Here is a 10,119-nt window from a genome sequence, read left to right as displayed (position 1 = left end):
TGGTACGATTGGTACGTGTACACCGCATTTTCTCTGTATTTTTCGGATGCTTTCTTTCCTAAGGAAAATGAAACTGTGCAGTTGTTAAATACAGCAGGTATTTTCGCCATTGGCTTTTTAATGCGACCCATAGGGGGCTGGCTAATGGGGACGTTTGCTGATAAACGTGGTCGTAAAACAGCATTAACCACATCGGTACTACTAATGAGTGTGGGCTCGCTTATCATAGCCATTACACCTGGTTATAAATCTATTGGTGTTGCAGCGCCGATTTTATTGGTGGTAGCCCGCATCATCCAGGGCTTAAGTGTAGGAGGGGAGTATGGCACCAGCGCTACCTATCTTAGCGAGATGGCAGGCAAAAAACACCGTGGTTTTTATTCCAGCTTTCAATATGTAACCCTTATTATGGGGCAGTTACTGGCCCTCGGGGTGCTGGTTTTATTGCAACGTGCCTTTTTAACGGAACAACAGCTGCACGATTGGGGTTGGCGCATCCCGTTTGGTATAGGCGCTTTTTTGGCTGTTATTACTATGTACCTGAGACGCAGTTTACAGGAATCGGCGTCTTTTACTAAAGAAAAAGATCAGACCAACTCCATGCATGGTACTATCGGCGCATTAGCCAAACACCCCAAAGCAGTATTTACCGTTATCGGCTTAACAGTGGGGGGCACTCTGGCTTTTTATACATTTACCACCTATATGCAAAAGTTTTTGGTGAACAGTTCGGGTTTCAGCAAAGCTACTGCAACGTTAATATCAACCCTTACTTTGGTGATTTTTATGCTGATTCAACCGGTTTTTGGTTTGCTTTCTGATAAAATTGGTCGCAAACCTTTGCTTATTGGCTTTGGTGTTTTGGGTACAATTAGTACTATGCCTATTCTCACATTATTAAGTAACACTAAAGATGTTTGGGTAGCTTTCGTGCTCATTTTGTGCGCATTGATAATTGTAAGCGGTTACACATCCATCAATGCTGTGGTTAAGGCCGAACTTTTTCCTGCAAATGTGCGTGCCCTTGGCGTAGGTTTCCCGTATGCCATAGCAGTATCCATGTTTGGCGGAACGGCAGAATACATTGCCCTGTTATTCAAAAATCACCACCATCCGCAATGGTTTTACTGGTATGTAACCGTTTGTATCGCCTTATCCTTAGTGCTTTATGTTGCCATGAATGACACAAGAAAGCACTCCAAAATGGAAGAGGATTAATAGATGTGCAGATGATGAAACAGAGTGTCGGTGCCGATAACCGGATATATTTTCCAATAGACCCTGAACCAAATTATTGAAATTCAGGGAGATATTTATACTGTTTGTACGTCCGTTTCGTTACGTAAAAAGTATTAATTTTGCCCCCTTAACATTAAGGGAATTACCCAACATCTATGGCCGATAACAACAATCTGTTTCAACTTGCAGTTACTTTACTGCAGCAACTCATATCTATACCATCGTTTAGCAAAGAGGAGGACCGTACTGCCGATCTTATTAATGAATTTTTGCAGCAGCATGGCGTAATAACCCATCGTAAACTAAATAACATCTGGGCGTGGAATAAACATTTCGACCCGGCAAAACCTACAATCCTCCTAAATTCTCATCATGATACTGTGAAACCAAACTCGGGCTATACCCGCGACCCTTATGATGCCAAAATTGAAGATGGTAAGCTTTATGGCCTTGGTAGTAATGACGCCGGGGGCTGCCTGGTATCACTTATTGCTGTGTTCATTTATTTTCATGATAAAGAAAATCTCAAGTACAACTTCTGTCTTGCCACTACCGCCGAAGAAGAGATCTCTGGCGTAAACGGACTTGAACTGATCATTCCCGAATTAGGCAAACTGGAATTTGGTATAGTAGGAGAGCCTACCTTAATGCAATTAGCCATAGCCGAGCGCGGTTTAATGGTGCTTGACTGCACCGCACATGGCAGGGCAGGACATGCAGCCCGCGAAGAGGGCGAGAACGCTATTTATAAGGCATTGGCCGATATTGAATGGTTCCGCGGTTTTAAATTTCCTAAGGAATCGGAAGTCTTCGGGCCTATCAAAATGTCGGTAACCATCATCAATGCCGGTTCACAACATAATGTAGTGCCAGCCAGTTGTGTATTTACTGTTGATGTGCGTGTTACGGACGCTTACCGTAATGAGGAAGTATTGGACATCATCAGGCAGCACGTAAGTTGCGACGTTAAACCAAGGTCTATCCGCTTAAAACCATCATCTATACCAAAAGAGCATCCCATAGTTCAGGCAGGTATTGCTTTAAACCGAACAACCTACGGTTCGCCAACTACATCAGATCAATCGTTGTTAGATATCCCGTCGATAAAAGTAGGCCCGGGTGATTCGGCGCGCTCGCATACTGCTGACGAGTTTGTATATGTAGATGAGATACGCGAAGGTATTGAACTGTATATCAAGATGCTGGAGAGCATAAATTAACCCATACATATTTAAATATTCTGTAAATAAGGAGTATTTAAATATGTCCTTTTTATATACCGTTCGTGCACCTTTGATACACCATTCATATACCTAAGGATTACTTTACCGGCGCCTTTTGTACACTTTAAAACAACCCTCAAAGGTCATTAAGCACATCTTAACTATCTAATAATAAGCTTATTATTAAAAATAGTTGTTTTATCAGGTTTCGGTATTAAATAGAAACAGGGTAATTATACCCGCCTACCTTTGTTTCAGTACAAATATGCCGAAAATTTAAAAAAATCGGGAAGGGTTTGTTTTACAATTCTCCCAAAAATCCAGCCAAAGCGATTGCAACACCAAATAGTACAGCAATCATCTTCCGCAGGTTAAACCGGTGATCKGCGCTCGATTCAAACAGGATAGTAGTAGAAATATGCAGGAATATTCCAATAACTATACCCATTATCCGGTTAAAGTAATGCTGCAGGTTGCCAATATCGCCACTACTTAGCGCATTACTGAAAAAGTACCCCGCAGGCGCCATTATCGCGAACAGCAAAATAAAAAACACAGTACGGGATTTTCCCTGCTTATTTGTTAAAAGTACAGTACCCAGGGCAAATGAAGCAGGAATATGGTGCAGGGCTATACCGTAAACCAGTTGATTCTGATTTCCCTGGGCCAGCGGCATACCTTCTAAAAAGGCATGCAGGCAAAGGCTCACCATAATACCAACAGGAAAAATAGCCACATCATGCGTATGTTTGTGCATATGCCCGTGTTCGATACCGTCCGAGAATTGTTCCAAAACAATCTGGAACAGGAAACCGATCAGTATAAACACGCCCACCAAATTATCATTGCCATGGTAAGCGTCGGGTATTAAATGTAAAACAGTTATGCCAAAAAGATAAGCCCCGCTAAAGGCAAGCACCAGTTTTAGCATTCTGTGGTTATCGCCTTTGAACAGAAAAACGGCTAATCCGCCGCATGAGGCACTTAAAAACAATATTAAAACTTTCCAGATCTCCATTAAAAGGCAGGTTGTATTTTTTTAAACAGATAAGCAAACAGGATTCCCACCAATGAGCCGTAAATGGCGCCACAGATCACATCCACCGGAAAATGAACACCAACGTACACTTGTGCAAAACAGATCAGCGATGCCCATAAAATAGCCCCAAACCAAATCCAACCCCATTTTTTTCCAAAAACGAGGGATAAAAATATAGCCATAGCAAAATGGTCGGTAGCATGTGTTGAGGGGAAACTATAACCCGACCCGCAGGGAACACGGTTTATATCAGTAGCGCCAACTACAGGGTCGCGGCAGGGGCGCAGGCGCTTGACATTATACTTGATAATGCTGGCGCTGGTAAAATCAGCAAAGCCTGCGGTGGTAGCCAGCAGCACAATGATGATTGCACCCACCTTTCTATATCGCCACAAACAAAAAACGACAATAAAAATATATAGCGGAATCCAGAATCTGGCGTTACGCAACCAAGGCATCACCAGGTCGAAAAACGGGTTCGAGAGGTCATGGTTAATAAAGTAAAATAAATGCCGGTCGAGTTGTAAGATGTATTCGGGCATTGATAATTATATATGCTATGGTTTTGGCCCAAAGTTATCAAATACTTTAAAACAACTTTTAACGCTATGCAGTTAATTCCCCAAAAACAATATATAGTTACAAATAACATACACTTAGATTCATTTAATAACGCTTTTACTGCGAACAAAAAAAGCGTTTTGGCGACTTATCAACTAATATTCACTAATTAAGAACGCTTAAAAACTACATAATTTGTACACTGCTATTGGTTAAATATTTTACTTTTGTTACACAAATAACCACAACAAATTTGACACTTATAAAATCAATTTCGGGTATACGCGGCACCATTGGTGGCGCCGTTGGCGATGGTTTAACACCGCTGGATATTGTAAAATTCACCTCGGCGTATGGTGCCTGGGCAGTTCAAAAATCGGGGATAAGAAAAATTGTTGTAGGCCGTGATGCCCGTTTATCAGGCACAATGGTAAACAACCTGGTTATCGGTACTTTACAAGGACTGGGCATTGATGTTATTGATCTTGGTTTATCAACTACGCCTACTGTTGAGCTGGCTGTTACCGGCGAACAGGCTGCAGGTGGGATAATTCTTACCGCGAGTCATAATCCTAAACAGTGGAACGCGCTGAAACTCCTGAATGCTGATGGGGAATTTATAAATGATGCCGATGGAAAAGAAGTATTGGCGATTGCCGAAAGCAGCGATTTTAATTATGCTGATGTAAATGACCTGGGCAAGGCAACCCAGGATAACAGCTGGTTGCAAAAGCATATCGACCTTGTGCTGGCCCTGCCTTTAGTTGATGTTGACGCTATCAGGAAAGCCGATTTTCATGTAGTTATTGATTGTGTTAACTCAACCGGTGGTATTTTTATACCTGCTTTATTAAAAGCCCTTGGTGTAACTACCATTCATAAATTATATTGTGAGCCCGATGGTAACTTCGCGCATAACCCGGAACCGTTACCAGAAAACCTTACCGCGTTATCAAAAGAAGTTTTAAATAAACGAGCGCATTTAGGTATAGCTGTCGATCCGGATGTTGATCGTCTGTGCTTTGTTTGCGAGGATGGTAATATGTTTGGTGAAGAGTATACCCTGGTGGCTGTTGCTGATTATGTGTTACAGCATAATTTAGGTAACACGGTATCCAACCTGTCATCCACCCGTGCCCTGCGTGATGTAACAGAAAAAGCTGGTGGCGAATACCATGCATCGGCTGTGGGCGAGGTGAACGTAGTTAACAAAATGAAAGAAGTTAACGCGGTTATTGGTGGTGAAGGCAATGGCGGAATAATTTACCCCGAACTGCATTACGGCCGCGATGCTTTAGTTGGTATCGCCTTGTTTTTAACCCATTTGGCTAAGTATGGCAAGTCGGTTTCAAACCTGCGCCGGTCGTACCCAGGTTATTTTATCTCAAAAAATAAAATAACCCTAACCCCCGAAATGGATATAGATGCTCTTTTAATTAAGGTAGAAGAGAAGTACAATAAGCAGCCGCACTCAACAATTGATGGCCTGAAAATAGAATTTGATAAAGAATGGGTACATTTGCGTCGTTCAAACACTGAACCGATTATCCGTATTTACTCCGAAGGCAACTCAGAAACCGTTGCAAACGGGCTGGCAAATAAGATAATCGCAGATATTAAAGAAATTTTACAAGTTAACTGACCCGTTTGTTGAATTACCGGATTAATGAATTTACTGATCGGGGGATCAGTTTTAATTCAATAATTCAGTAATTTAATAAATCAATAATTACTATAACGATGCGTGTTTATTTTGATAATGCTGCTACAACGCCGCTTGATCCGGAAGTTTTAAAAGAAATGTATAAGGTGATGGAAAACCATTATGGCAACCCATCGTCAATCCACTCGCATGGCCGTGAGGCACGTACACTGATTGAAAGATCGCGCAAAACTATAGCTAACCTTTTGCATACATCGCCTGCCGAGATATTTTTCACATCAAGCGGTACCGAGGCCGATAACACCGCAATCCGTTGTGGTATTGCTGATCATAAAATTACGCATGCCATTACCAGCCATATTGAGCACCATGCCGTATTGCACACGCTGGAGGCCATGGAAAAATCGGGTGTCATAAAATTGAGCTTTGTGAATGTTGACAGCAAAGGCAACATTGATTACGATCATCTGGAAACCCTGCTTAAGGATAACGAGCGTAGCTTTGTATCTATCATGCATGCCAACAACGAGATAGGCACATTATCAGACATGAACCGTATTGGAGACCTGTGCGAAGCCTATAATGCCATATATCATTGCGACACGGTACAAACCATGGGCCATTATCAACATGACCTGAGTAAGCTTAAAACACACTTTTTAGTTTGTGCCGGTCATAAACTGCATGGGCCAAAAGGGGTAGGTTTTTTACATATCAACCACCGCATTAAAATAAAGCCATTTATATATGGCGGTGCCCAGGAACGCAATATGCGCGGTGGTACCGAAAATATTTATGGCATAGTTGGCCTGGCCAAAGCGCTTGAAATAGCTTATGCCGAAATGGAGCAGCACCAGGCACACATCCAGGGCTTAAAATCATACATGCATGGTAGATTGATAAGCGAAATACCTGGTGTAAATTTTAACGGCGAAACCGATGCCGATAAAAGCTTGTATACAGTGCTTAATGTAGCTTTCCCTGAAATGGAAATGGCTGATATGTTGTTGTTTAACCTGGATATATCAGGGATCTCTGCTTCAGGTGGCAGCGCCTGCAGTTCTGGTACCGATATTGGTTCGCACGTGCTTACTGCTATAGGGGCAAGCTCATCAAGACCTTCAGTGAGGTTTTCTTTCTCAAAATATAACACAAAGAACGAAGTGGATTTTACCGTTGCCAAGGTAAAGGAACTTTGTTTGGTTAACGCATAATTCTTTATGCATAAAACTTACGAAGTTCTGAAAACATTGTAAGTTTTACGCTCCATCAATCTGTAAAGCCCATGATTGCAACGCTACATGAAATAGCAGTGAGATCATCTGTGCGTTGGAGGTTTTGAGCGGCGAAGCCTAAATAAATCACCATACACACACAAATAAGAAATATATTTTCTTATTTAGAAAACAAAACAATAATTCGATAGGTTTTATTAATAGTAAAAGTTAAAACCTATGAATACTAAAGAAGAAAAATCCCGGAATAACCAGGATAAAAATCGTAACGATTTCGAACATACAAGCAACTCATTTCCAGGCCAAAAGCGCGATAATCTGAAAAAGAATAAAAATGGCGATGATCCGGATGAAATACCAGAAGAACATGAATCTGATAATGAAGGTTCGGGTTACCATAGCCAGGCTGAAGTTGACCAGCCTAATAAAAGTGCAGATACTTCATATAGTGAACAAATTGACGTAACTCCTCCAAATAAAAAGGAATTTCCGTCTGTAGGGCCGGCCAAAACAGATTTTGAAAGTCGCCCGCATGGAAGAACAACAGGCAGGATGGTAGGGCATGAGCCAGGTACAGAGGGAATATAGTCCATGTGAACAAAGGAAAGCCTTAAATACCAGGATATAATATTTGTTAAATTTTCTGGATTTAAAATTCCTTACCAGGTCAAAATCCCGATATGCTATTTTTAATAATAAATTAGATAATAAAGAGTTAAATTAGTGTAAAGGTTTATGACGACGAATTTAAACCTCGCATATGATCAGGACGCCTGACTTAACGCCGACTGAATGCCATGGTCATGAACCCCGTGTACTGCAGCAATGTTTTAGTACAGCAATGTTTTAAACCTAAAATATAGAGGAGGACAAGATCATGAACAATTATGGAACACCTGGTAGAAATCAGGGTGACGGTATGGGGATGACGGGAAACAGCAGAAATACCGACACGGGTACCAATCAAAGTAAAGATAATCTTGAAAAGTACGGCCCCAATAGAAAAAATTTAAAGGTTTTGCACGAAGATGGCAGCTTTGCTGATCTTCCTGATCGTGATATACCGGGAGCCGGTGCACAAAGCGGTTCGATAACAAAATAGCTCGCTGCTTTTAATAAACAACAAAGGCTACCTAAAATGGGTAGCCTTTGTTGTTTATATTGTATTGAAGAAAACTAATTTTTCATCATTTTCAAAAACGAAGCTAATTTTTCCTTCATTTCCCTTCTGTCGACTATAAAATCAAGAAAACCATGTTCCTGAACAAATTCGGCAGTCTGGAAACCTTTAGGCAAATCTTTCTTGATGGTTTCTTTAATAACTCTCGGGCCGGCAAAGCCAATCAGCGCGCCTGGTTCGGCTATATTGATATCGCCAAGCATAGCGTAAGATGCTGTTACACCGCCGGTTGTAGGGTCGGTAAGTAAAGATATATAAGGAATTTTAGCTATTGATAATAAAGCCAGCTTGGCTGATGTTTTAGCCATCTGCATTAGTGAAAACGCGGCTTCCATCATCCTTGCACCACCGGATTTTGAGATCATCAGGAAGGGGATTTTGTGCGCAATACTATAATCAATGGAGCGGGCAATTTTTTCACCCACAACAGATCCCATCGAACCACCTATAAAGTTAAAATCCATACAGGCAATTACAATGTCCTGGCCGTCAATTTTACCTACACCGGCACGTATGGCATCTTTTAAGCCCGTTTTGAACTGGGTTTCGGTAAGCCTTTCTGTATATTTTTTAGTGTCCTCAAAGTGCAGGGGATCGCCGGATGTAAGATTTTCAAAAAGTTCTGTAAACTCATTATCATCAAACAGAACCGAAAAGTATTCTTTTGAACCTATGCGAAGGTGAAAGCCACAGTAATGGCAAACATATTGATTTTCAACCTGCTCAGAATAATGCAAGGGTTTTTTACAATTGGGGCATTTATTCCAGATACCATCAGGGGTTTCTTTCTTTTCCTCAGTAGTCGTAATTATCCCTTTCAACTCTCGTTTAAACCACGCCATATCTATATCTAACTCTTTCAATTGACTGCAAAGAAACGAAAAATATTAGAAACAGTTCAAAAATGAAATGCTAATAAATTCATAAAAATAATTAATAAACAATCAGGCCGATCAATATGATAAAAAAAGCATTCAAAGCTACCAGGGATTGCACCGAATAGCCATACCAAACCATAATGAGTTACCCTTAAAACAGTTTTTTAAAATTGACTAACAATAGTATAGAAATAATTAATTAAAGTATTTAAATTGCCGTTTTTAACTACTAATATTATACCTAAATTAACCTAAATCCTTAATTATATGGCTACCGATAATCTGGTACTTGTTTTTGTTCACGGCTGGAGCGTTACCAATCTTGATACGTACGGAAGCCTTCCGATACGTTTGCAGGCTGAAGCAAAAAAGATAGACGCAAATGCAATAGTTAAAGATATTTACCTTGGGCAATACATCAGTTTTCATGATGAAGTTCAGCTTCATGATATTGCCAGGGCATTTGAAACCGCCGTTAACGAACAGCTGGCAGAGGAATTAGCCAACAATAACCGGTTTGTTTGCATTACACATTCAACCGGCGGGCCGGTGGTAAGGGAATGGTGGGATACCTATTATAACAAAAAAGGCACACTGATTTGCCCGATGAGTCATTTGATCATGCTTGCGCCTGCCAACTTCGGCTCGGCCCTGGCGCAGCTGGGCAAGGGTAAAATAAGCCGCTTAAAATCATGGTTTGAAGGGGTGGAGCCCGGCCAGGGAGTACTTAACTGGCTTGAGCTTGGCAGCAACAAGTCATGGGAGCTTAATAAAAAATGGATCAGGGGCGAGGGAGGAGAAATAGGCGAAAAAGGTTTTTTCCCTTTTACTATAATCGGGCAATCCATAGACAGGGAATTTTATGATAACCTTAATTCTTATACTGGCGAATTAGGTTCTGATGGGGTAGTAAGATCGGCTGCTGCCAATTTAAATGCTAATTATGTAAGTGTGAAACAAGGAGCGATTACATTTACAGGCGGCAAATATGTTACACAGGAGATGATTGTTGAATATAAAGCCGCCTCTCAGTCAGCTTTCAGGATAGTACCTCAAAAATCCCATTCGGGTACAACTATGGGGATCATGGCAAGCCCCAAA

Annotated in this window: 10 protein-coding genes; 7 read left to right on the top strand and 3 right to left on the bottom strand. The window is 41.1% G+C overall.

Going from position 1 to position 10,119, the window contains the following annotated elements:
* Both AC1DPZ_RS16235 and AC1DPZ_RS16230 read left to right on the top strand, forming a co-directional pair.
* Positions 1-1,218 (top strand): MFS transporter (locus AC1DPZ_RS16235; RefSeq protein ID WP_477405223.1); only part of this gene is annotated, 1,218 nt, incomplete at its 5' end.
* Positions 1,219-1,394: 176 nt separating this feature from the next.
* The gene (locus AC1DPZ_RS16230; RefSeq protein WP_477405221.1) at positions 1,395-2,459 is read left to right on the top strand and encodes a M20 family metallo-hydrolase; all 1,065 of its coding nucleotides are present in this window, start codon (positions 1,395-1,397) and stop codon (positions 2,457-2,459) included.
* A gap of 304 nt (positions 2,460-2,763) precedes the next feature.
* Here the strand turns inward: AC1DPZ_RS16230 and AC1DPZ_RS16225 are convergent, their stop codons facing one another.
* Together AC1DPZ_RS16225 and AC1DPZ_RS16220 are read right to left on the bottom strand one after the other, a co-directional pair.
* Positions 2,764-3,480 carry a ZIP family metal transporter gene (locus AC1DPZ_RS16225; RefSeq protein WP_477405219.1) on the bottom strand — a complete coding sequence of 239 codons (717 nt, stop codon included), beginning with the start codon at positions 3,478-3,480 and terminating at the stop codon, positions 2,764-2,766.
* Positions 3,480-4,043 (bottom strand): phosphatase PAP2 family protein, encoded by a 564-nt coding sequence (locus AC1DPZ_RS16220; protein WP_477405217.1) that lies wholly within the window; start codon positions 4,041-4,043, stop codon positions 3,480-3,482. The genes AC1DPZ_RS16225 and AC1DPZ_RS16220 overlap by 1 nt, the downstream gene beginning before the upstream one ends.
* Positions 4,044-4,315: 272 nt before the next feature.
* Here AC1DPZ_RS16220 and glmM point away from each other — a divergent pair, with 272 nt between their 5' ends.
* From glmM to AC1DPZ_RS16200, 4 genes are all read left to right on the top strand, one after another.
* Positions 4,316-5,704, top strand: coding sequence for a phosphoglucosamine mutase (glmM, locus tag AC1DPZ_RS16215; protein WP_477405215.1), 1,389 nt, complete (start codon positions 4,316-4,318; stop codon positions 5,702-5,704).
* A 98-nt stretch (positions 5,705-5,802) separates the two neighbouring features.
* Complete coding sequence (locus tag AC1DPZ_RS16210; protein ID WP_477405213.1) at positions 5,803-6,939, top strand: cysteine desulfurase family protein; 1,137 nt, start codon at positions 5,803-5,805, stop codon at positions 6,937-6,939.
* Between the two features lie 240 nt (positions 6,940-7,179).
* The gene (locus AC1DPZ_RS16205; protein WP_477405211.1) at positions 7,180-7,548 is read left to right on the top strand and encodes a hypothetical protein; all 369 of its coding nucleotides are present in this window, start codon (positions 7,180-7,182) and stop codon (positions 7,546-7,548) included.
* A gap of 289 nt (positions 7,549-7,837) precedes the next feature.
* Positions 7,838-8,062 carry a hypothetical protein gene (locus tag AC1DPZ_RS16200; RefSeq protein WP_477405209.1) on the top strand — a complete coding sequence of 75 codons (225 nt, stop codon included), beginning with the start codon at positions 7,838-7,840 and terminating at the stop codon, positions 8,060-8,062.
* 74 nt (positions 8,063-8,136) lie between these two features.
* Here AC1DPZ_RS16200 and accD read toward each other — a convergent pair whose 3' ends face one another.
* Positions 8,137-8,982: an acetyl-CoA carboxylase, carboxyltransferase subunit beta gene (gene accD, locus AC1DPZ_RS16195; RefSeq protein WP_477405207.1), complete on the bottom strand. Its 846-nt coding sequence runs from the start codon at positions 8,980-8,982 to the stop codon at positions 8,137-8,139.
* A 303-nt stretch (positions 8,983-9,285) separates the two neighbouring features.
* Here accD and AC1DPZ_RS16190 point away from each other — a divergent pair.
* The coding region (locus AC1DPZ_RS16190; protein WP_477405205.1) for a lipase family protein at positions 9,286-10,119 on the top strand (834 nt) is incomplete at its 3' end.

The sequence above is a fragment of the Mucilaginibacter sp. P4_G9 genome, assembly GCF_056400985.1.
This window is presented reverse-complemented; position numbering and strand designations above follow the sequence as displayed.

Excerpts from the sequence above, each read along its gene's own strand:
- AC1DPZ_RS16230 (WP_477405221.1), top strand. The coding sequence starts at position 1,395 with ATGGCCGATAACAACAATCTGTTTCAACTTGCAGTTACTTTACTGCAG.
- AC1DPZ_RS16220 (WP_477405217.1), bottom strand. The coding sequence starts at position 4,043 with ATGCCCGAATACATCTTACAACTCGACCGGCATTTATTTTACTTTATT.
- AC1DPZ_RS16210 (WP_477405213.1), top strand. The coding sequence starts at position 5,803 with ATGCGTGTTTATTTTGATAATGCTGCTACAACGCCGCTTGATCCGGAA.
- AC1DPZ_RS16205 (WP_477405211.1), top strand. The coding sequence starts at position 7,180 with ATGAATACTAAAGAAGAAAAATCCCGGAATAACCAGGATAAAAATCGT.
- AC1DPZ_RS16200 (WP_477405209.1), top strand. The coding sequence starts at position 7,838 with ATGAACAATTATGGAACACCTGGTAGAAATCAGGGTGACGGTATGGGG.
- accD (WP_477405207.1), bottom strand. The coding sequence starts at position 8,982 with ATGGCGTGGTTTAAACGAGAGTTGAAAGGGATAATTACGACTACTGAG.